Source organism: Solibacillus isronensis (assembly GCF_023715405.1).
Lineage (GTDB): Bacteria > Bacillota > Bacilli > Bacillales_A > Planococcaceae > Solibacillus > Solibacillus isronensis_B.
On sequence record NZ_JAMBOC010000001.1, the window covers coordinates 2,322,634 to 2,344,423 of the forward strand.

A 21,790-nucleotide genomic window follows, 5' to 3' on the forward strand; every position below is an offset into this window, starting at 1 on the left:
TAAAATGGTCGTTTTAGAGCGTCACACAACAGATGCTTCACCTACAAAAAGCGAGGAAAACTTTGCAACGTTTCATAGTCAGGCACATTTCTGGGGGCGTCTTACTATTTGGAGTGTCATCATTTGTACGATTGCCCTTCCCCTCTATTTATCATTTGGTCTAGGGTACCATCCAGGTTGGTCTGTTATCTTAACAGGTTTTTTAAGTTACGGGGCCGTTGTATCGATCATCTGGTTTGTCGAGCCAATTAGCTACTACCCAATTTTAGGTGTGTCGGGCACGTATTTGGCCTTTCTAACAGGCAATATCGGAAATATGTGCTTACCTAGCGCATCTATTGCCCAATCCATCGTAAAAGCAGAGCCAGGGACACGCAAAGGTGAAGTTACAGCGACATTAGCAATTTCTGCTGCTTCGATTGTGAATACAACAATGCTAATTGCTGTAATTTTAGGTGGTTCTTACTTAATTAATGCGCTGCCTGAGTCAATCCGCGCGAGCTTCAGCTTTGTATTGCCGGCTATTTTTGGAGGCGTGCTCGCACAGTTTGCCCTTAAAAAGCCTGTTTGGGGAATCGGTGCAATCGGGTTAGGTATTTTTGCAGCGCTTGGTCCTGTTCCGCCGTCATTCCAAACATTTATTTGTATTGCAGGAACAGTACTCTTTGCCGTAATTCTTGAAAAAATGAAAGCAGGTGAACAAGCATCATGACAATTAAACAACAGTTAATGGAAAAGTTAGCAACTAGGAACGATGAGATGATTGCAATTCGCCGTCATTTGCATGAAAATCCGGAACTTTCCTTTGAAGAACAGCAAACAGCGCAGTATATCGCGGATTTCTATGAAAATAAAGACGTAAATGTCCATCGCAATGTCGGCAATGGGTACGGAATTATTGTAGAAATTCAAGGCCGTCATCCGGGTCCCGTCATCGGAATACGTGCAGATTTTGATGCCTTGCCAATTGAAGAAGAAACAGATGTCCCATTCAAATCGAAAAACCCTGGTGTCATGCATGCTTGCGGTCATGACGGTCACACTGCGTATTTGCTTGTTTTAGCGGACTGCCTTATTCAATTAAAGGATGAACTGCACGGAACAGTAAAAATTATTCATCAGCATGCAGAGGAAAAACCCCCTGGTGGTGCGAAAAGTATGATGGCTTCCGGCTTGCTCGATGACTGTGAAATTATTGTCGGAGCACATTTATTTCCAACATTTAAGGTTGGTCATATCGGTTACCGTGCTGGTGCTGCAATGGCCGGTCGCTCATTTTTCAAACTGGTCGTACATGGTACAGGCGGGCATGGTTCGTCCCCTCACCTGGCAAACGATGCGATTGTTGCAGCCTCGAATTTTGTAACAACGGTACAAACGGTTATTAGCAGACGGTTAAACCCGTATGATATGGGTGTCGTCACAATCGGTTCCTTTGATGGAAAAGGCACGTTCAATGTTATTAAAGATGCGGTAACACTTGAAGGTGATGTCCGATATATGAACGATACAGTTCACGCTACGATTGAGCAGGAAATCAAACGTTTAGTAGATGGTTTGGAGATCCAATTTGGTGTTACTTGTACGCTCACTTACGAAAAGGATTACCCGCCATTAGTAAACGATGAAGACTTAACAAACTTTGTAGTAGAAATACTGGAAGCTTCGGAACAGGAAGAAATCATTGCCGTTGAAGAAGCGCCTTTATTCTCCGGATCTGAGGACTTTGCCTATTATGCACTCGCAAAGCCTTCCACTTTTTATTATATTGGCTGCCAACCGACGTATTTAGATGTACCTTATATGAACCATCACCCAAAGTTTGATATTGACGAACGGGCACTATTAGTTGCAGCAAAAGCTGGAGCTGAAGTCGTTGCTAAATATTGCTTAAAATAGAGCCTTTTAAATACCATTATTCTCCACAAGAGAAAATGGTATTTTTTTTCATACTAAATTTATTTTTCTAAACTAGTTAGTCATACATACACCCCCCACCAAAATTTCATACGCTATAGGAATTACAGGTAAAGGATGTTTTGCTGTGGTTCAACTAAATGAATATACAATCACAATTCTTGGCAGTACGGGTGGTGTTGCGAAGTCTATCTTATCGATTTTAAATCACTCGATTACCGATAAAAATGATCCCATCCACCATTTTATTGTAACTTCAAAGCTTTACTTAATTGATATCAAACAAAAAACAATGGATTACTACCATCAACTGTTCCCTAATTTAAAGGATAAAATAATTACCGTTCAATTTGATTTGAATAACCTTGATCAATTTATCGAACATTTACAATCAACCAGCACCAAACTAGTGATTGATGTATCCTGGGCCGATACCATCGAAATGGTCGAATGCTGCAATAAGCTTGGCGTTCATTATATAAACTCAGCCTTAGAAAACACTGCAGTTGATCTAGACGAAAGCTTGTATGGCTTTCCGCTTCCCGAACGATATACCCGGTTCGAAAAAAAGAAAGATGCCATTACCAATACGAGAGCTATTATAGGCTCAGGTATGAATCCCGGTGTCGTGCAATGGATGGCAATTAAATTATTGAAGGAACATACGAGTGACCCACCTTTAGCTTGCTATATTTTTGAGCATGACAGTTCTTTTTATAAAGACGAAAACCTTGTCGATCCTAAAACGATCTATACAACATGGTCTGTTGAATGTTTTCTCGATGAAGCTATTTTAAGCTATCCTATGTTTGTCCGTGATCAGATTCCGCTCTACATGTACGATCATGTGTATGCGACCGAATTTAAGGTTACGTTAAGAGATCGAGAATTTTATGGATGTCTCATGCCCCATGAGGAAGTACTGTCATTAGGAAAACTGTTTGATTTTGAGTTAGGCTTTCTTTATCGGGTTAATGAACATACAACGGAATTAATCCGAAATAATTTAGATGATGTGGATGACCTTTGGAATTGGAATCAAGCGTTAATCGACCCTGCTGAGGGAGAAGTTGAAGGAGAAGATCTTGTCGGGGTTCTTTTAGTTTACGAAGATAAGGAAATCTATATGTATAACACGATGAAAAGTGAAGATATATTCAAAAAATACAACACAAGTGCCACATACTTTCAGGTAGCGTGCGGAATATATGCAGGTACCGCAAGTTTACTATTAGATACGATTCCTTTAGGTGCCTATTATGTCGATGAGTTATTAATGAAGACGGAAAGTAATTACGGAAAATATTTAGCTTACTATATGCCGGATTTTGTTTTTGGTGAGAATAACAGCTCGGATGGATTATTGCACAAAAGAATAAAGAGAATTCAATAATCACGTTAGGCTTGTGAAATAAACCATGTAGAACAGTAATTATTCTACATGGTTTTCTAATGAAATGGATTCCGCAATATAACGTGAAATTCACGTGCATCATAGCGTTTTAAAACAAGACGAAAGCCTATTCCAAATAGAAAGTAATGACATAAACATATTAAAACAATCTGATTTCAAGGAAATGACTTATCCCCGTCCAACATAACATTTGAATGGGATTATTTTTAGGAGGAATAACAAATGATGCACCCGGATACAGAAATTCAATTCGTCAGTGAGGAGGTAGGCGTCGGTGTCTTTGCAACAAAATTAATTCCTAAAGGAACGATTGTCTGGATTAAAGATGACCTTGACCTGATGTTGACAGAGGAATTCATTGAAACCCTTGGTGATTTGCAAAAAGCGGATGTCTATAAATATGCATATTTAGATTCTGACGGCCTTTATGTTCTTCATTGGGATCACGCAAAATACATGAATCACAGTTTCAATCCAAATTGTGTCGATACAGCTTATAATTTTCAAATGGCTGCAAAAGACATTCAACCTGGCGAGCAATTAACATGTGATTACGGCACTTTGGGAGATGATGAGGATTTTGAGTGCATCCCTGAGGAAGGCACATCAAGAACAAAAGTAACGGCAAATGACTACTTAACCTATTATAAAGAATGGGATGAGATAGCACGGGAAACATTCAAACATTTTAATACAGTAGAGCAGCCGTTAAAGTATTTAATCGACAAGCAGTATGTTGATAAAGTGATGGCAGTTGCGAATGGTGAAGCTCCAATAGATTCCATTCTCACGCTATTTATTGATTAATATAGTAGAAACTCCAGAACCCCTTTAAAACATGAAAACCGCACTTATTTAAAGTACGGTTTTCCAATCTTGCATTTAATTATTCAAAATGATTACTCATCAAACTTCATGCCTTTTAATAAATCTGCAAATGCGTTATTAATTGGCTCAACTTCTTTTTCCTGCTGCTTCAAGTATTTTTGTACACTGCGCTTATCAACTTTACCGCCGCCTTCTTTTTTACGGCGTGCTTCAAATGCGGATAATTTTTCACGGTAACCACATTTACATACAAAAATCTGACCATCGCCTTGTCCGTGCAGCTCCAGCTTTTTCTTACATTGCGGGCAACGGGCATTCGTTACGCGTGAGACGTTTTTGCGGTGACCACACTCACGGTCCTGGCATACAAGCATTTTGCCCTTTTTCCCGTTTACTTCAAGCATCGGCTTTCCGCAATCTGGGCAGGTCTTCGTTGAAATATTATCGTGCTTGAACTTTTTATCACTGTTTTTAATATCAGCAACGATTGCTTTTGTGTGTTGTTTCATTTCATTAATGAAGACATCTTTTTTCAGCTTGCCATTAGCAATTTGTTCAAGCTTTTGCTCCCACTGTGCTGTCGTTTCCGGTGATTTCAGTTCATTCGGCACTAAATCAAGCAGCTGGCGGCCTTTTGACGTAATGTGAATGTCTTTTCCGCGCTTTTCAATAAGGAATGAATTGAACAATTTATCGATTATATCAGCACGTGTCGCAACAGTCCCTAACCCTCCAGTTGATTTTAATGTATCGGCAAGAGCTCTATTTTGCGTGTTCATATATTTTGCCGGATTTTCCATCGCTGTCAATATCGTCGCCTCTGTAAAACGTGCTGGCGGTTTCGTTTGTCCTGAAGTTTGGGCTAGTAATGACACGTTTAGCACTTGTCCTTTTTCAAGGCGTGGCAACAGCTGTTCCTTTACATCCTCTGAAGTTTCCTCGTCATCAAAACGGTTCGAGTACACTTCTTTCCACCCGGCAGTAATTACCGTTTTACCGCGTGCGATGAACTTCTCTTTCCCGATTTCGGCTTGAACCGTTAATTGCTCAAACTCATGTGCAGGGAAAAGTACCGCAAGGAAACGCTTTACGACTAAATCATAAATTTTACGCTCTTTATCATTGAAGTTCGCAAAGTTTACATATTCTTCAGTCGGGATAATGGCATGGTGATCCGATACTTTACTATCATCAACAAACGATTTGTTGGCCTTAATCGGCTTTGTTAGTACTTTGTTTGCTAATGTGCGATATTCCCCAACAGCACATGCCTTCACGCGTTCAGGCAATGTGCTGACAATATCCGATGACAGGTACCGTGAATCGGTACGAGGATATGTGAGCACTTTATGTGATTCATAAAGCTTTTGCATAATATTCAACGTTTCCTTTGCCGAATAGCCAAATAGCTTGTTTGCATCACGTTGCAATTCAGTTAAATCATATAGCCCTGGTGAAAACGACTTTTTCGGTTTACGTTCAATGTCGATTACTTTCGCATTTTGCTTATCCAGTGTGTTAACGATTCGGTCAATCTTTTCTTTATCAAAACTGCGCGAATTGCCATTTTGATCTTGCCAAGTTAATTTCAGCTCTTTCGTTTGGGCTTCAATCCCATAATACGTTTGAGGTTTAAAATGCTTAATTTCATCTTCGCGGGCCGCAACCATTGCGACAACCGGCGTCTGTACACGACCTGTATTAAGCTGTGCGTTGAATTTCGTCGATAATGCACGACTTGCGTTCAGCCCGATATACCAGTCGGCTTCACTTCGGGCAACAGCTGCATAATATAAGTTTTCATACGCTTTCCCTGGCTTTAAATTCGCAAAGCCTTCTTTAATTGCTTTATCGGTAACAGATGATATCCATAAACGCTTAACCGGTTTATTTACTTTTGCACGTTCAATAATCCAGCGGGCAACAAGCTCCCCTTCACGACCGGCATCTGTTGCAATGATAATTTCATTAACATCTTTGCGCGTTAGCTGTGATTTAACCGCATTATATTGTTTGCTTGTCTGCTTGATTGTTGTTAATTTCAGACGTTCCGGCAGCATCGGTAAATCGGCTAAATCCCACTTCTTATATTTCTCGTCGTAGCTTTCCGGATCTGCCAGCGTTACTAAATGTCCTAACGCCCATGTGACGATATATTTGTCTCCTTCTAAAAATCCATTGCCTTTTTTATGACACTTCAGGACATTCGCAATATCGCGTGCAACTGAAGGTTTCTCTGCTAATACTAAGCTTTTAACCATATGTTTCATCCTTTCAAAAATCCTTGTTTTTACTATAGCATACAATTAAAAGAGCCATTAACTGATATCAGCTAATGGCCCCTTCCAATTATAGTTTAAAGAGACTAACTTCTCGCTGCAGCTGTTCAGCTAGTTCAGATAGGGAATAAGCGTTGCTCGAAATTTCTTCCGTTGCCGCTAATTGTTCTTCTGTTGCCGCGCTCGTGTCGCTTGCACTATCGGCTGTTATTGCTGCAAGGTCTTGAACAGATCTCATGCTTTCTGTTACCGAGCCTGTCATTGCCTGAATTTCTTCTATTGCTGCAGATACAGATTCCACACGATAAACCACTTCTCCAATACCGTTTTCAATATCCCCGAATACACGTAGTGATTCAGATGTTTTCTCCATTCCTTCATCAACCATTGTACCGCCGTCCACAATTGTTTTCGTTGCCGTACTCGATGTCTGTTGAATTTGCTGTACCATACCGCCAATTTCTGTCGCTGAGTTTTTCGATTGCTCCGCTAACTTCCGTACTTCTTCCGCTACAACTGCGAACCCTTTCCCATGCTCTCCTGCACGCGCTGCTTCGATTGCAGCATTTAATGCTAGCAGATTGGTTTGGTCAGCAATGTCTGTAATAATACCTGTGATATTTTGAATGCTGCTCGAATGCTGGGACATTGTATTCATCATTTGTGTAGTATCTTTAAACGTCGTATGAATAGTTTGCATTTGGTCCACAACATTTTGAATCGTTGTCGCCCCTTGATCAATTAAATCTTTGACATCAGTAGTGGCATTCAGCATTTGTTCATTGTCACCTGAAATCTGATCAACACTTGTACGTAGCTCTTCCATTGAACCAATCGATGCATTCATATGGTGCGCTTGCTCTGTGCTTGTAGTCAACTGATTCTCGGCTGATTTTGCCACCATCTGTGATGAGGCCAAACTTTGTTGCGAGCTTGCCGAAAGTTCTTCAGCATTTGCAGCCACCTGCATAGACAACTCATTTACATTCGAGACAATACTTCGAAGATCTGTCAGCATTTCATTAAAACTTTGCCCCATCATACCCACTTCGTCTTTATTTTTAATTTTCAATGGTTGTATCGATAAGTTTCTTTGAGCAATTTCTTCTAGAGCCTTCGTCACCTGGCCTACTGGTTCAACTTTTTTAGAGATTATGAACTAATCATTTGATTTTGTTCAGGTAACTTCAATAAAATAATTACAACAATGATGTTTAAAACTTCAAAATAGGGGGAACAATTAATTATACAGGGATGAAAGCAGTCTAAAAAACATACACGACACGTTAATTTCCCATAAACCAATTGATCCATTCAGTTTATTTTAATTATACAAACACCGAGTTATCTAAATGAAATTTAATAAATTCACAAAAATTTACTTATTATTCCGAAAGTAGCTAGTAAAATACTGTTAATTTATTTCCTGATAATCGTACTTTCCCTTCATTTGTACGAAAAATCAAAATTTTCTTCTGTATTTGGAGAATTTTTAGTAGACATTTGGATAATGTTGTTATACAATAAAGTTAATTAAATTGCTTAAGCTGTTTACGATCAATTCACATATTAAAAAAGTGAACGTGTACGCTCCCTTTTTTAATGTGTGAATTTTTTATACATTTAGCAATTCAATTAATTAATTTTTTGGAGGTTTTCTCTCATGCAACAAGGTACAGTAAAATGGTTTAACTCAGAAAAAGGTTTCGGTTTCATCGAAGTTGAAGGCGGTAACGATGTATTCGTACACTTCTCAGCTATCCAAGGCGAAGGTTTCAAAACTTTAGACGAAGGTCAAAAAGTTGAATTCGACGTTGAAGAAGGCAACCGTGGCCCACAAGCTACTAACGTAACAAAACTTTAATTCTAAGGAATTAAGTTCACATAGTTAGTTGCAAGAAGCATACTCTATCGGGTATGCTTCTTTTTATAGTTTCATAACGATAAAAAACAGCTGTGCCGAAACTTAGACTTCGGCACAGCCATTTCTATTTCCAAGCTATTCATCTTTCGTACGTTTCCTGAATAATTCCCAAACTTCATTTGCCAATTTTGAACCTCAATAATGTTTGTCATCATTTGTTCCTCCTTGGTTTCGTTGTTACCTTTAATTTAAGGGAGAATGGAAATGACAGCATTATTTTGAGGGTGAATTGTCGCAAATTGAAGGTGTTTGGTGTTAAAATTCGATGAATTGCACGGGCTATTTCCCAGGAAATCTATATTCCGACAATTTCTTATAGCTCCGTAAGTTTTGTGCGTGATAATGGTACTTATGATTTGTTTGTACCTTAAAGGGATAAGCTGTAACTGTTGCAGGTCCACGTAAGGATTTCCCTTGCTTTATGTAAATTGACGATATAGGACCGGTGACAGCGGAAAAACCTGAAATGGTGCAATCGCTTCTCTAGTTCACTCAACGTGTGCTCTCAATTAATATAATTATATTATTATTCCCCTTTTTTCCTTCTAGAAACTTACAATATAAGAGAAAGCTATTACTCGGATTCCTCCAAGCAATAGCTTCCCTAAATTTACTTATAAAATTTCCGCTAAACGTTTAATACCCTCTTCAATAATTTCAGGTGTTGCATTTGTATAGTTCAGACGCAGTGTATTAACTGATTCTTTATTCGTATAAAATGGATTTCCCGGCACGAATGCTACTTTTTTCTCCATCGCTTCCGAAAACTTATCAAGCGCATTTACGCCTTCCGGAAGAGTTACCCATACAAACATACCGCCTTCAGGTTTTGTATATTTCACATATGGCGGGAAGTACTTTTCCATTGCAGCCAGCATCGCATCTGCTTGCGTTTTGTAGAGTGCTATAATTTTCTCAACATGCGCTTCATACTCATTCGTCGTTAAATACTGATGCAAAATGTATTGTGCGAAAATGTTTGTATGTAAATCCGTTGCCTGCTTCGCTGTTTCGACATGATTTAGAAGTTCATGATTTTTCGTCAAAATATAACCTAGGCGCATACCCGGTGTAACCGTTTTTGAAAACGAACCTAATACGACACTGTTTGTCATCTTCCCAGCTGCGATATATGGCAAGTGTTCCCCAGTAAAACGAAGCTCACCGTATGGATCATCCTCGATAAAAATGACATCTTGATCTTTTACCGCTTCAAATACTTCTTCACGGCGCTCTTTCGTATACGTTAACCCAGTAGGATTTTGGAAATTCGGAACTGTGTATACCATTTTCACATTCGGCTGTTTTAGTACATCCTTCAACTGTTCTACATTCAGTCCTTCTGTTTCCAGTGTTACACCATAGAAACTTGGTTCACGTAATGTAAATGCCTGGATCGCTCCTAAATAACCGGGCTCCTCAATAACAACCCCGTCCCCTTTGTTCAGCAGAACTTTGGAAATAAGCTCTAATGCTTGCTGGGATCCTGTCGTAATTAGTACATCATCTGCTGTATAATTTAAGTTCGATTGCTTGTTATTATATTTTTCTGCAATATACTGACGTAGCGGCAAATAACCTTGCGTCGTAGAATATTGAAATACCTTTGCACCATTTGCATCAATCGCATCATTTACCGACTGCTTTAACTCATCAATTGGAAATGAGATTGGATTTGGCAAGCCTCCCGCAAATGAAATGACGTCGTATGCATCCGTTACCTTTAAAATATTTCGGATGAATGATGATGGTGTTTTTAAAATGCTATCAGAATATTGCATAATAGACTCTCTTCCTTTTTGTAATTTTCAAAATTTTATCACTTTTTAAACGAATAAACAATAAGCATGTACCATTTAAGAAGATACATGCTTATTGCTAGTAAGTTAATGACATGAAACTGTCATTCTGAATAATTACTTTAATAGAACTTATGCCAGCTTTCGCTTTCTTCCTACTAATAAATAATATAACGGAATACAGACAAGAATTAGCGGAATCATCGATACGAAGATTGTACGGTATGTTGTATAAGGTTCAATCATCCCTAAAATAAATGGTCCGACACCTAATCCTAAGTCGTACAAAATGAAGTATGTGGATGTTGCTAAGCCAAATCGATGTGGCTCCGTTACTTTAACTGCAATCGTTTGGGCAATGGAATTGAAGTTCCCGTAGCCAAAGCCAATAAGGACAGCTGCAAGTAACAGCATCCAGCCTGCTGATGCCTGACTGAATAGCAACATTCCAATCGCGAAAACGGCAATACATGGATACACAATAATATTCGGACCACGCACATCCATCAATTTCCCGGTAAATGGACGAGAAATAACGACAACCCCCGCATAGGCTAAGAAAAAGTAGCTTGCCGCTTCCACTAAATTGATTTCTCTTGCATAAAACGTAATGAACGTCATAACTCCCGAGTATGCAAAGCCAATTAATAAGGCAATAAATGAAATCGGAAGCGCTTTTGGTTCAATGAATTTTTCCAGAAATGAAAGCTTTTCTTCCTGATTTCCACTTTGTTTATTCGGTTGTGGTAAGGAAATTTTAACAAAGAAATAAGCGATTAGTAATATAAGCGAAAGCGCAGTGTTCATATAAAAAATAACATCAAAGCCATTTTCAAGCTTCAGCATAAACATGCCGACAAACGGCCCTATTGCTGTCGCCAAAATAGCGCTTAAGCTAAAGTATCCAATCCCTTCCCCTTTACGTGATGCGGGTAAAATCATAGCAACAATCGTACCTGTAGCTGTTCCGACCGTTCCGACAGCTATCCCTTGTAATAAGCGGATAATCAATAAATAAACAACGCCCCATTCCATTAAATAAAGTGTTGTTGTTACGAAAAATATAATAAGACCAATTAAAAGCATCTTCTGTGGCCCGATACTGCCGATGAGACGTCCTGCCCCTATCCGGCCAATCAATGATCCGATAATAAAAATACTAGAAACAAGTCCTGCAATACTTGTAGAAACTTGATATGTGTCTACTGCATAACTTGAAATGGTCACCATTAGCAGGAAGAATATTAAGATTGCTATAAAGTTAATGATCGATACAATGATAAAATCCTTCGTCCAGATTGGTTCTTTTGTTCCCTTCATTCTAGCCCTTCTTTCAATATTTTCTCCATATCAGACAGTGCTTTTTCGAAAAGCTCCTGTTGTTCGTCTGACAGGTTGTTTAATAGCTGATTTTGTAGAAATTTAATTTCCGGGGAAATATTTTTATACAATCTTTCTCCTTTTTCAGTCAAACTTATATATTTTTCCCGTCTGTCATTGCCTTGTTTCATTTGAATAAGCTCTTGTTTCGTCAATGTCTTAACATTTGCGGAAACAGTCGGCTTCTCAACATCCCAATATTTCGCAATCTGGCTCATTGTTGCCAGCTCTTCATTCGCCAAATAATGCATTAAAGACCAGTTGGCATTAGACAGTTCATGCACTGCCAGTATATTAGTAAGACGCTGCGTATATCGTTTATGAAAACGGTGCAATTGTAAAAAGAAAGTCATAATTATATTACCTCCCTATTTCTTCTAAAATGGTTAGTTAACCTAACTAATTAAATAAAAATCTGCTTCATTTGTCAATCTTTTTTTACTGGACGAGTTGAATTTGACAAAAAATAGAGTGCTAAATTGGTTTGGAAGGCTGATAAATTAGGTTATGCAAATACTCGAAAAAATAGAGAAAGTAATTCCGTTTTATTTGGGAAAATAAATGGAAAATTACCGGTAACCCCTACCTTACTTTGAACTAAAAAACACGCTTTATAGCCTTTAAGACTACAAGCGTGTTTATCCATGCTAAAAGAATATTAATAATAAAATACCAACTAAAAAGCAGTAATACGTGAAGTAATGCAGCTTTCCGTTTTTCATAATACCCATGAACCAGCGCATGGCGAAATATGTCATAAACAATGTCGCAAGGAATGTAACTGTATACGGAAGGGCTAAATCCATTTTGTTTGGCTCATCGAGGAAGTCTGTAAACCCTAAAACGACACCGCCTAAACTCACCGGAATATACAGCATGAATGAGAAACGCAGTGCTGTTTCCTGTTTCATTCCGACAGCGATTGCCGAAATAATTGTCGCACCCGATCGGCTAATCCCCGGTGTTAATGCAACTGCCTGCCCAAAACCTACTAATAAGGCATCCTTTGCTGATAAATCCCCGTCGCGTTTCGTTCCGCGTAAATTACGAATTAACCATAAGGCAATCCCTGTCACGAACAGCATAATCGCGATTGTCGTCATGCTCACGCTGTCTGCAATAACATCGCTTAGCAAAACCCCTAAAACACCTGCTGGAATCGAGCCGATAATGACGTAAAGCGCAAAATTAAAGTCTTTACGGTATCGCGCATTACGTGTTTTAATAAACAGTAAAAATCCAGTAATTAACCGAATAATATCTTCACGGTAAATAAACATAATTGCAATCAATGATGCCGTATTCGTTAGGATTGCGAATGTAAAGCCCTGTTCGCCCATTCCCAGAATTTCACTTACAATCATGACATGCCCACTTGATGACACCGGAATCGGTTCAGTTAAACCTTGAACAATACCGATAATAAAATGCTTTAACACTAAAATCAAATCAAAATTTTCCATTTGTATCTCCTAAAAAAGTAGTCCTCTTCGGTTAGACGCATTAAGGCGGCTAAATGTTCACTTCTTTACGATAATACTGTTCTCCGATGTGTGCAAGCGCTTTTGGTAATGTTCCGTCCGTTACTAGAAATAAGTGGCGTGTCGCACGTGAAGCAATTGTATACAGTAAATACGCATCCATCTCTTCCCTGTATACATGGGCATTGGCATCCGCTACAAGAACTGTTGTAAACTCAAAGCCTTTCGCCATATAGCCGGGCATGATAAGCAGCCCCTTCATATATACCTTCTGTTCTTCTGTAACGAGCTGAAGCTGTGGAAGAAGCGGTTTTAATTCGTTGTATAATTGTTCGCATGCCAGCTTATTTTTGCATAAAATGACGAAGCTTTCTTCTTCTTTATAATGCAAGCCGACAAGCTGGGCAATTGTTTTGCACCCTGTATTCGTTTCGATAATTTGTGGCTTATCCCCTGATACACCAAGCGACTCGGTTGTCTTGTTGTTTAAAATCGCACTCATAAAATCGGTAATTTCATTTGTCGAGCGATACGATTTATTTAACTCGACTGCTTTAAAGTGCTTGGACAATGGACCTGCAAGTGAGTCCTTCATTTGCGGATGCACGACCTGGTTTTTATCCCCCAGCAATGTGTAATGCGCTTTTGGATGCATTGCTTTAATCGTCAGCAGCTGCAAATACGAATAGTCCTGAATTTCATCAATGACAATATGTTTAATCGTATTATCTGTATACAAGCCTTTTACAACAGCTTGCATATACATGATTGGTGCCAAATCTTCGTAATATAATATGCGTTGTTTCAGCGTTTCAGTCGTTGCAGCCTGAATCATTTGTGTTTTTAAATTATCATTTTGGTATGTTAACGTATGCAGATACATTTTATTTAAATTTACAAACCCTAGCTGATGAATCGCACTTTCAAGTTTGCCGTACCTTTTTTGAAGCTTTTCATTTGCCTGCTGCTCGATTTCCTTATCTGTCCCGATATACGTATTGACTGACTTTAATTCCTTCATCAATACTTTGCGGTCTTTTGTTTTTTCCTGCTCTATTTTTTCCAGCAGTACTGTACGGATTTTTTTCAAGCGGAAATCAATATCCAATGCGCCGAACTTGTCATAAAACAGATCCGTCAGTTTCTTGGCGGAAACGAACAGCTTTCCTTCAACTTTTAAATTATAAAACGGCATGCCGCTCTTCTTTAGACTTTCAATATACTTCAGCAGCTGCTTTACGTATGCATGCGAACCTTTAAATGCATAGTGCTCGCGTTCCTCTTTGCTCGCCTTTTGAAGACGTTCAATATTTTCGTAGCTTGATTCTGCTTTATAATAAGATAACTTTAAATCGCGCAACAAACGGTAATACGTCGTATGTTGAACATTATCCTCACCGAGCTCCGGCAGCACATTCGAAATGTAGTCATTGAACAAATCGGACGGTGAAATAAGCAGAATACTGCGTGCATTCATTGTTTGGCGGTACTCATACAGTAAATAAGCAATTCGCTGCATCGCAACAGATGTCTTCCCGCTGCCAGGCGGTCCGAGTACGATTAAATTATCCTTATTCGATGAACGAATGACGATATTCTGATCACTTTGGATCGTTGCGACAATCGATTTCATCTTTTCTTTTGCCGTATCCGACAGCAGACTTTGCAGCACTTCATCGCCTACATATATATCCGCGTCCAACACTTGCAACAGCTCATCGTACTTTACTTTATACTGACGGCGGCCTTGAATCGTAACCGAAATGTATTCTCCGTCCGGAATTTGATAGCGTGCTTTTCCGACTTTATTTTCATAAAAAAGGCTTGAAATTGGTGCACGCCAGTCATAAATCAGCACATCATCCGTATTTGGTTCGCGGAATGTTGATAAGCCAATATATAAATGTTCCCGCTCGCCTTCTTCATTTTCAATTGAAATACGCCCGAAATACGGACTTTTATATAAAATATGCATTTTGCTCAATTGTTCGCTGGCATTCAGATACTCCCGTTCGCGCAATTGCATCGTTTGCAGCATTTGCGAAAACTGAATGGCACTTTCCCCTGAAACATCGTTAAACTCCGAAGATGCTTGTGAGCGTTCCTCAACAATGTCTCCTTTTTGCTTTTTTAAATGATTGGACTGAATCTTTATTTGTTGTTTTAGAAGAGCACTAATTTCTTTTAAGTGTGTTTCTTCCTGTTGCCATATCGTTTGTTCCACTATTGGTTCGCCTCCAAATGCTCCGGAAGTAAAATCTTCTCTTTACATAAATATTCATGGTACTTCAAAATGACGTTGGATTCAATTGAAACTATTTTCCGTTCCTCGTCATTACAAAATTTAACAATTCTATTATAGCATCTTCCTAACTTTAAATTATGATGATTAAAGAAATTTATTATACGCCAATTTATATTCATGAATTTTCTGAGGGGTAATGAGGCGTTTGCCGAAGAAATAAAAAAGAAGCTTCCATATATTAATGGAGGCTCCTAATGGTTATTGCATATCAACTGCTTGTTTTGATAATGTTTTTGTCATTTCGCAATATTGAACGAATACTCGTGCAAGTTCGCGCAGGCGGTTGTGCACATCTTCATCGATAATTTTATTTTCTTTATCAAAGTGATCCGCATGTGTGTATACATAGTTTGGTGTAACTAGGCAGCGGAAGTAATCAAGAATCGGGCGCAATTGGTTTTCCAATACTAAATGATGCTGGTATGTTCCACCATTGCCGATAATAGCTGCAGGCTTGTAACGTAACGCTTTTGGTGGAATCATATCGAAGGCATTTTTCAGTACGCCTGGGATCGATGCCTGGAAAATCGGTGATGCGAAAATGTAAGCATCTGCTTCTTCAAATTTTTGTATCATTTTTTTCATATCATCATTTAGCGGACTGCCGTCTAAAATTTGATGCTGTAATTTTGAGAAGTATAAAATCTCTAATTCTAGCGAAGGGTTGAAAGCTTGAATATATTGTTGAACCTGTTCCAAAAGAACGCCGGTTTTACGACCAAAAATGGTTCCATCGACAAGTAATATTTTCATAAATGTTCCTCCATGTAAATCATTGTACTCATATTGTATCAGAATAACATTGCTTTTTAATAGGTAGTTGCTTAGTAAAGTTTAATTTCAGTCTTTCGTCTTACATTGTTATATCGGGAAAGGGATTTCAATAATTTCCTAACTGGAAGTGAGGATTGTTAAGCCTTATTTACCCCGCTCTTCATTTTTCCCACTTCCCTCTACGTCCTCAATATTTACTGTCGGCAATGTGTCTTCCTTGTATTTATCCCAGTTAAAGGTCACTTCTTCTTCTTCTGCTAAAGCTTCTCTCTTTTCAATCATGGGCATTTGCATTTCCAGCAGTTCATCTGATAAGTAAATCGCCACATTTTGCTCTTTCCCGTGAAGTGCAATTACTTTCATTGCCAATGCTATTTGTGTTGCTGTTATGGAATGCATCTTTTTCAGCGGTCCGAATAAAATCGGATTAAGTATCTTTAATACTTTATCGCCAATCGTTTCTCCTAGACGGAATTCTTGGCGATTCCCTGTAATGAGTGATGGACGTACGATTGATAGTCGAGGGAAATCCATTTTAACAAGTTCTGCCTCCAATTTTCCCTTTACCTTACTATAATAAGCAAGTGCCTTTTCATTTGCTCCCATTGCAGAAATAACAATAAAATGGCCGATCCCGCGGTTTTTTGCAATAGCTGCAATCGTTAGCGGATACTCAAAATCGACCTTTTCAAACTGCTGCTTTGAACCCGCTTTTTTCATCGTCGTTCCTAAACAACAAAATACTTCATGAGCAAATTCAATATCCTTGTCGGCAATCTGATCAAATTCACACAGCTTTACAACTAACTTCGGGTGCGTAAAATCAAGCGGTCTTCTCGAAATGACATTGACTGCAGCATACTCCTCACTCTCGCATAGTAACTTCACAAGCGAAGAACCGACCAATCCTGTTGCACCTACGACCAACGCCGAGCGCATCGTTTTCATATGTTTCCTCTTTTCTTTATTTTGATGTATGTATATGTAGAAAACTCTCTCATTCATAATTTCGGCAATTCCACCATATTTTATAGAGATAGTGGAAAGGATGGGATTTACGTGCAAAAAAGAAAAATTATATGGATTATCGAGCATTGTGAGATTAAAGGAACTTATCCTTTTGAGCGTGCAGTAACATTGGCAAATCTGTTGCAGGAAGAAGAGGTCGTTCTCTTTGTGAAAACTGCAAACGAACAGCTTCTTGATAAATTAGCCCAAACAGGCTTAAATATTGTAAAGTTTGAACGTTTTATCGAACTCAAAAAGAAAATTCGTGAATTGGAACCTCATTTAATCATCCATGAAGGCAAAGATACCCAAGTTGAACAAATTGAAATGATTAAACCGTTTTGCCCGACGATTGTTCATTTTGATGATTTTGGCATGGGTGCACAGCTTAGCGACTGTCATATCGTTTCGTTGTTTGGTGAGTCCCATGAAGAGACCCATACACATGAGCTTGCCGGCAGCTATGCGTTTGCCGTAACGCCAAATTTAGAAAAAGTCGCACATCAAATCCTTGAAAAACCCGATAGCTCAATTAAAGATTCACTTCCGCATATTGTTGTCGCATTTGAAGATGGGGATAGCAACAACCTGACTTACCGTACTTTACGCCACTTAACCCAACTTCAAATTCCCTTAAAGATTTCAGTTGCGATTGATGATGACTATCATCATGACATCGATAGTCTAAAAATGATGGCGTTAAGCCGGAAAAATACCGTCATCGTTCAAAAACCTGATGCCCTGCTCGAGTTGATGCCGCAAGCAGACTTGATTATTTGCAATGCCAACTATACGCCATATAAAGTGGCAGCAGCAGGAATTCCTTGTATTACAACGGCCCAACAGGATAATGAACTGAATTATGCATTTACACGCGAGATGAACGGCTTTATCCATATCGGGTTAGGTCGAAAAATGAAGCAGTCCATTATTCAAAATGCCGTAATGGAGCTCTTGCTTCATGAGCAGCGCCGTGAACGTGCTGTCCGAAAGCAGCGCAGTCTTGAAATTTTGACAAACAATGATATTCTGAAAAACCTGCTGCTCGATTTAGCTTATGCCCGTCATAATATGGCACATATTTAACTTAAAAAGTTAGGCTTTCCCCATCACATAAATGTATGCATTATGTTACAATATGAAAAGATTAATTTCCGAAAATAAAGGAGTAATTAATGATGCAAACAAAAGACCAGCTTCAGCAGGAAATCGCCGAATTAAAGAATGATTACATCAATCTTCAAGGCGATATGGAAAAGCTAGAATCACTTGGCCATGCAGACTCAGTAAAACAAGCGCTCGCACGCCTTGAAAATATGGAAGCACGGCTAGCAGAACTAAACAAACAGCTCGCAGCACTTTAATGTTGCGGGTTTTTTAATGGATAAAATTTTTTATAAACAAGAATCTAGTTGATTGGAGTGTAGGCGGCGAGTGCAACTGCCGGCTCCGCCTTTCGTTGCAGAGCGAAGCGGAGTCAAAGAAGTCACTCAAAGCTTCCTGGGGGAAAAGCGTGACGCCTGAGACGTTCGTGTCAGGCCACGCCCCCGGAAAGCGTCCGCCGAAACGGAAATCAACGTTATTAGTAGGAAACACTAAAACACTCGGAGGATTATATATGGCAATATTAACTGTTGAAAATTTAGGTCATTCATTTGGTGACCGTACGTTATTTAAAGAGGTTTCATTCCGTCTTGTTGAAGGCGATCATATCGGACTTGTTGGTGCAAACGGTGTTGGGAAATCGACATTGATGAGCATCATTACAGGGCAAGCAATTCACGATGAAGGAAAAGTGGAGTGGTTGCCTGGCACACATTACGGTTATTTAGATCAGCATACGGTTTTAACAGCCGGCCGTTCTATGCGTGATGCATTACGTGACGCGTTTGCACCTTTATATAAGAAGGAAGATCGTTTAAATGAAATTTCAGTGGAGTTAGGCGAACCTGATGCAGATTACGACAGCCTATTGGAAGAAATGTCTGAAATCCAGGATGCATTGGATGCTGGTGACTTCTATAGCCTTGATATGAAAATTGATGAGATCGCTCGTGGCTTAGGATTAGATGCAATTGGTCTGGAGCGCGATGTTGCCGCATTATCTGGTGGTCAGCGTACAAAAGTTTTACTTGCTAAACTTTTACTTGAAAAACCAAAAGTATTATTACTGGATGAGCCGACGAACTATCTTGATGAAGAACATGTTACTTGGCTGAAAAACTATTTAAAAAACTATCCGTATGCATTCCTGTTAATTTCGCATGATACGGAATTTATGAATAATGTTGTTGATGTAATTCTACATTTAGAGTTCACGAAAATGACGCGTTACACTGCGACATATGAAAAGTTTATCGAGCTTGCGGAAATCAATAAGCGCCAGCATATAGATGCATATGAAAAACAGCAGGAATTTATTAAGCAGCAGGAAGATTTCATTGCGCGCAACAAAGCACGTTACTCAACAAGCGGCCGTGCAAAATCACGTGCGAAACAGCTGGACCGTATGGAGCGTATCGATCGCCCGGAAACTGCCGTAAAACCGGAGTTCAGCTTTAAAGAAGCGCGTACACCTGGCCGTTATATAGTGGAAGCAGAAAACTTAGTAATTGGCTATGATAAAGAAAAACCATTATTGCCGCCACTTACATTCCAAATCGAACGTGGTGAAAAAATTGCATTAGTCGGCATGAACGGTGTCGGGAAATCGACTTTACTGAAAACAATGTTAGGCAAAGTTCAACCGTTGGACGGTAAAGTGATTTTAGGCGACTATCTGGAGCCATCATACTTCGAACAAGAAGTAAAAGCAGATAAAATCACACCGATCGATGATGTGTGGAATGCGTTCCCTTCTATGGAACAAGCACAAGTTCGTGCAGCATTGGCACGTGCCGGTCTGAAAACAGACCATATTACTCGTCCGCTGAATTCTCTTTCTGGTGGTGAGCAGGCTAAAGTACGTCTTTGCAAGCTGATGATGGATCAAACAAACTGGCTGATCTTTGACGAACCTACAAACCACTTGGACGTTGATGCGAAAGAAGAGCTTAAACGCGCCATGAAGGACTTCAAAGGTACAATCGTTCTAGTATCGCATGAGCCGGAGTTCTATGAAGGTTTAGCGACAAAAGTGTGGAACGTGCAAGACTGGTTTACGACTCGTGAAACGAAGGAATTAAACGAATTTAAATAGTTTTTAATGAAGCAGTGCACTCTTTTTTAGGAGTGCGCTGTTTTTTTAGTGTGTTAGAAGAATTATGGCAAATATTTGAAAATCCTATGCAAATTTTAGAATTTTTCTTTAATATATTAGCGCTTCGCAAGGATTTTTTGGTATAGCTGAAGAATATATAAATTGTTCGAGCACTTATTTAAAAACTGCCATACTTATTGGAACAAATGCTGTTTTATTGGGTAATCGCAGTCAACCTCTTTATTCGAGAAAAAATTTTTAAATAGTAAGTTCTATATAGAATATTTCAAGAATATATTAAAAAGTCGCGGTCTTTTAGAGCACTCCCACTACATATTAGAATAATTTCCTGTTCAAAACTAACCGCGCCCAGCAGGTCCCCTCCCTCTTCTAGTTTCTACTTTACAAAACTGTAATATTAAATTAGAAACTTTTTATAGTTTTATACGTATAAATTATTAGAAGAATGGGTAAACAGTTAAAGGGAAACATATAATAAACTTATTGCATTATAAATAGCTTACTGGTAAGATATTATTATAAGTAAATGTCTTACAACTAAGCTATCACCAAATTATTGATTATGGGAAAGCGAGGAAATTAATTATGACAGTAACAATCTATACACAATCGAGCTGTTCCTCATCACGAAAAGCATTGAAATGGCTAAACGAAAATAATATTACTTATACTGAAAAAAGAACAACATCTCAATCTTTGACTTTAGCAGAGTTTAAACATATTTTAAGTATGACAGAAGATGGTACGGATGAAATTATTGCGACAAACTCGAATGATTTCAAAAACCTGGACATTGATATTGACCAGTTATCCATTCAAGAACTGTACAACTTAATACAGCAGCATCCTCGTATGTTGCGCAGCCCTATTTTACTTGATGAAAAACGCATTCAGATCGGCTATAACGAAATGGACATTCGTCGTTTCATCCCTCGTAAAGTGCGTGCATTTGAATTAAATGCCCTCCAGAAATTAGCCGTAGAATAGTGATAACATTTGGAGTTGACACTGATGAATGAGCATAAACGCGAGCAGTTAACCGAACTTTTTGAAAAGATGACATCGTTGGAACGCAAAATTGCTAATCAATGGAACAGTCAAAATCAGTTAGGCTTCTCGAAATCACATATTTTAATTTTAGCTTACTTGCATACAGATGGCCCCAAGCGCCCTTCTGCCATTGCAGAAAAGCTGAAAGTGACTACAGGTGGCGTGACGGTTTTGACGACGAAGCTCATTAAGGCGGGGCTCATTGAAAAAACACAAAATGAAACGGATCGCCGCGCTTCGCAAATTCATATTACCGAAGCAGGAATCGAAGTGCTCGAACGCTCTCAACAGCAAGTAGACAATCTTTTCGAAAACCTGTTCGGCATGTTAACAGAAGATGAAATTAAAACTTTAACGGCAATTTTTGATAAATGTACGAAGTTATAGAACACATGAGCATATGATGCTCAT

The 21,790-nt window shown here is 38.9% G+C and carries 19 protein-coding genes and 1 pseudogene; 10 read left to right on the top strand and 10 right to left on the bottom strand.

The features are described 5' to 3' along the window. Positions 1 to 4: 4 nt before the first annotated feature. From M3166_RS11545 to M3166_RS11560, 4 genes are all read left to right on the top strand, one after another. Positions 5 to 712 carry a small-conductance mechanosensitive channel gene (locus tag M3166_RS11545; protein ID WP_251689954.1) on the top strand — a complete coding sequence of 236 codons (708 nt, stop codon included), beginning with the start codon at positions 5 to 7 and terminating at the stop codon, positions 710 to 712. Continuing rightward, positions 709 to 1,899: an amidohydrolase gene (locus M3166_RS11550; protein WP_251689955.1), complete on the top strand. Its 1,191-nt coding sequence runs from the start codon at positions 709 to 711 to the stop codon at positions 1,897 to 1,899. Before M3166_RS11545 ends, M3166_RS11550 begins: the two co-directional genes overlap by 4 nt. Positions 1,900 to 2,044: 145 nt before the next feature. Continuing rightward, entirely contained in the window at positions 2,045 to 3,310 is a 1,266-nt protein-coding gene (locus tag M3166_RS11555; protein WP_251689956.1) for a saccharopine dehydrogenase NADP-binding domain-containing protein, read from the top strand. Between the two features lie 243 nt (positions 3,311 to 3,553). Then, on the top strand, positions 3,554 to 4,138 hold the full coding sequence (locus tag M3166_RS11560; RefSeq protein ID WP_251689957.1) for an SET domain-containing protein: 585 nt from the start codon (positions 3,554 to 3,556) through the stop codon (positions 4,136 to 4,138). Positions 4,139 to 4,230: 92 nt separating this feature from the next. Here M3166_RS11560 and M3166_RS11565 read toward each other — a convergent pair whose 3' ends face one another. Beyond that, a complete protein-coding gene (locus M3166_RS11565; RefSeq protein ID WP_251689958.1) occupies positions 4,231 to 6,420 on the bottom strand; it encodes a DNA topoisomerase III in 2,190 nt (729 codons plus the stop codon). A gap of 88 nt (positions 6,421 to 6,508) precedes the next feature. Next, entirely contained in the window at positions 6,509 to 7,594 is a 1,086-nt protein-coding gene (locus M3166_RS19510) for a methyl-accepting chemotaxis protein (protein WP_353056577.1), read from the bottom strand. Positions 7,595 to 8,101: 507 nt separating this feature from the next. Between M3166_RS19510 and M3166_RS11575 the strand changes: the two genes are divergently transcribed. Beyond that, positions 8,102 to 8,302, top strand: coding sequence for a cold-shock protein (locus M3166_RS11575; RefSeq protein WP_008404655.1), 201 nt, complete (start codon positions 8,102 to 8,104; stop codon positions 8,300 to 8,302). 430 nt (positions 8,303 to 8,732) lie between these two features. Here the strand turns inward: M3166_RS11575 and M3166_RS11580 are convergent. From M3166_RS11580 to M3166_RS11615, 8 genes and pseudogenes are all read right to left on the bottom strand, one after another. Continuing rightward, a pseudogene (locus M3166_RS11580) lies at positions 8,733 to 8,861 on the bottom strand (LytTR family DNA-binding domain-containing protein); the annotation flags it as partial. Positions 8,862 to 8,976: 115 nt separating this feature from the next. After that, positions 8,977 to 10,143 carry a PLP-dependent aminotransferase family protein gene (locus M3166_RS11585; protein ID WP_251689960.1) on the bottom strand — a complete coding sequence of 389 codons (1,167 nt, stop codon included), beginning with the start codon at positions 10,141 to 10,143 and terminating at the stop codon, positions 8,977 to 8,979. A gap of 150 nt (positions 10,144 to 10,293) precedes the next feature. Beyond that, complete coding sequence (locus M3166_RS11590) at positions 10,294 to 11,481, bottom strand: MFS transporter (RefSeq protein ID WP_251689961.1); 1,188 nt, start codon at positions 11,479 to 11,481, stop codon at positions 10,294 to 10,296. Continuing rightward, complete coding sequence (locus tag M3166_RS11595; RefSeq protein WP_251689962.1) at positions 11,478 to 11,894, bottom strand: MarR family winged helix-turn-helix transcriptional regulator; 417 nt, start codon at positions 11,892 to 11,894, stop codon at positions 11,478 to 11,480. The genes M3166_RS11590 and M3166_RS11595 overlap by 4 nt, the downstream gene beginning before the upstream one ends. Positions 11,895 to 12,188: 294 nt before the next feature. After that, the gene (locus M3166_RS11600; RefSeq protein ID WP_251689963.1) at positions 12,189 to 13,004 is read right to left on the bottom strand and encodes an undecaprenyl-diphosphate phosphatase; all 816 of its coding nucleotides are present in this window, start codon (positions 13,002 to 13,004) and stop codon (positions 12,189 to 12,191) included. A 49-nt stretch (positions 13,005 to 13,053) separates the two neighbouring features. After that, positions 13,054 to 15,246, bottom strand: coding sequence for an RNA polymerase recycling motor HelD (gene helD, locus M3166_RS11605; RefSeq protein WP_251689964.1), 2,193 nt, complete (start codon positions 15,244 to 15,246; stop codon positions 13,054 to 13,056). Positions 15,247 to 15,525: 279 nt separating this feature from the next. Beyond that, positions 15,526 to 16,080 (bottom strand): NADPH-dependent FMN reductase, encoded by a 555-nt coding sequence (locus tag M3166_RS11610; RefSeq protein WP_008404666.1) that lies wholly within the window; start codon positions 16,078 to 16,080, stop codon positions 15,526 to 15,528. Between the two features lie 165 nt (positions 16,081 to 16,245). Continuing rightward, a complete protein-coding gene (locus M3166_RS11615; protein ID WP_251689965.1) occupies positions 16,246 to 17,049 on the bottom strand; it encodes an NAD(P)H-binding protein in 804 nt (267 codons plus the stop codon). Between the two features lie 111 nt (positions 17,050 to 17,160). Between M3166_RS11615 and M3166_RS11620 the strand changes: the two genes are divergently transcribed. From M3166_RS11620 to M3166_RS11640, 5 genes are all read left to right on the top strand, one after another. Next, a complete protein-coding gene (locus tag M3166_RS11620; RefSeq protein WP_251689966.1) occupies positions 17,161 to 18,195 on the top strand; it encodes a PseG/SpsG family protein in 1,035 nt (344 codons plus the stop codon). A gap of 92 nt (positions 18,196 to 18,287) precedes the next feature. Further along, complete coding sequence (locus M3166_RS11625) at positions 18,288 to 18,473, top strand: SE1832 family protein (protein ID WP_251689967.1); 186 nt, start codon at positions 18,288 to 18,290, stop codon at positions 18,471 to 18,473. A gap of 254 nt (positions 18,474 to 18,727) precedes the next feature. Then, entirely contained in the window at positions 18,728 to 20,308 is a 1,581-nt protein-coding gene (locus tag M3166_RS11630) for an ABC-F family ATP-binding cassette domain-containing protein (protein WP_251689968.1), read from the top strand. A 606-nt stretch (positions 20,309 to 20,914) separates the two neighbouring features. Next, complete coding sequence (gene spxA / locus M3166_RS11635; RefSeq protein ID WP_008404676.1) at positions 20,915 to 21,316, top strand: transcriptional regulator SpxA; 402 nt, start codon at positions 20,915 to 20,917, stop codon at positions 21,314 to 21,316. Between the two features lie 24 nt (positions 21,317 to 21,340). Next, positions 21,341 to 21,766, top strand: coding sequence for a MarR family winged helix-turn-helix transcriptional regulator (locus M3166_RS11640; protein ID WP_251689969.1), 426 nt, complete (start codon positions 21,341 to 21,343; stop codon positions 21,764 to 21,766). The last annotated feature ends 24 nt before the right edge of the window (positions 21,767 to 21,790 follow it).

Bases quoted from the DNA above. Each gene is read 5' to 3' on its own strand.
- M3166_RS11545 (WP_251689954.1), top strand. From the start codon at position 5: ATGGTCGTTTTAGAGCGTCACACAACAGATGCTTCACCTACAAAAAGC.
- M3166_RS11550 (WP_251689955.1), top strand. From the start codon at position 709: ATGACAATTAAACAACAGTTAATGGAAAAGTTAGCAACTAGGAACGAT.
- M3166_RS11560 (WP_251689957.1), top strand. From the start codon at position 3,554: ATGATGCACCCGGATACAGAAATTCAATTCGTCAGTGAGGAGGTAGGC.
- M3166_RS11565 (WP_251689958.1), bottom strand. From the start codon at position 6,420: ATGGTTAAAAGCTTAGTATTAGCAGAGAAACCTTCAGTTGCACGCGAT.
- M3166_RS11575 (WP_008404655.1), top strand. From the start codon at position 8,102: ATGCAACAAGGTACAGTAAAATGGTTTAACTCAGAAAAAGGTTTCGGT.
- M3166_RS11585 (WP_251689960.1), bottom strand. From the start codon at position 10,143: ATGCAATATTCTGATAGCATTTTAAAAACACCATCATCATTCATCCGA.
- M3166_RS11590 (WP_251689961.1), bottom strand. From the start codon at position 11,481: ATGAAGGGAACAAAAGAACCAATCTGGACGAAGGATTTTATCATTGTA.
- M3166_RS11595 (WP_251689962.1), bottom strand. From the start codon at position 11,894: ATGACTTTCTTTTTACAATTGCACCGTTTTCATAAACGATATACGCAG.
- M3166_RS11600 (WP_251689963.1), bottom strand. From the start codon at position 13,004: ATGGAAAATTTTGATTTGATTTTAGTGTTAAAGCATTTTATTATCGGT.
- M3166_RS11610 (WP_008404666.1), bottom strand. From the start codon at position 16,080: ATGAAAATATTACTTGTCGATGGAACCATTTTTGGTCGTAAAACCGGC.
- M3166_RS11615 (WP_251689965.1), bottom strand. From the start codon at position 17,049: ATGAAAACGATGCGCTCGGCGTTGGTCGTAGGTGCAACAGGATTGGTC.
- M3166_RS11625 (WP_251689967.1), top strand. From the start codon at position 18,288: ATGCAAACAAAAGACCAGCTTCAGCAGGAAATCGCCGAATTAAAGAAT.
- M3166_RS11630 (WP_251689968.1), top strand. From the start codon at position 18,728: ATGGCAATATTAACTGTTGAAAATTTAGGTCATTCATTTGGTGACCGT.
- spxA (WP_008404676.1), top strand. From the start codon at position 20,915: ATGACAGTAACAATCTATACACAATCGAGCTGTTCCTCATCACGAAAA.
- M3166_RS11640 (WP_251689969.1), top strand. From the start codon at position 21,341: ATGAATGAGCATAAACGCGAGCAGTTAACCGAACTTTTTGAAAAGATG.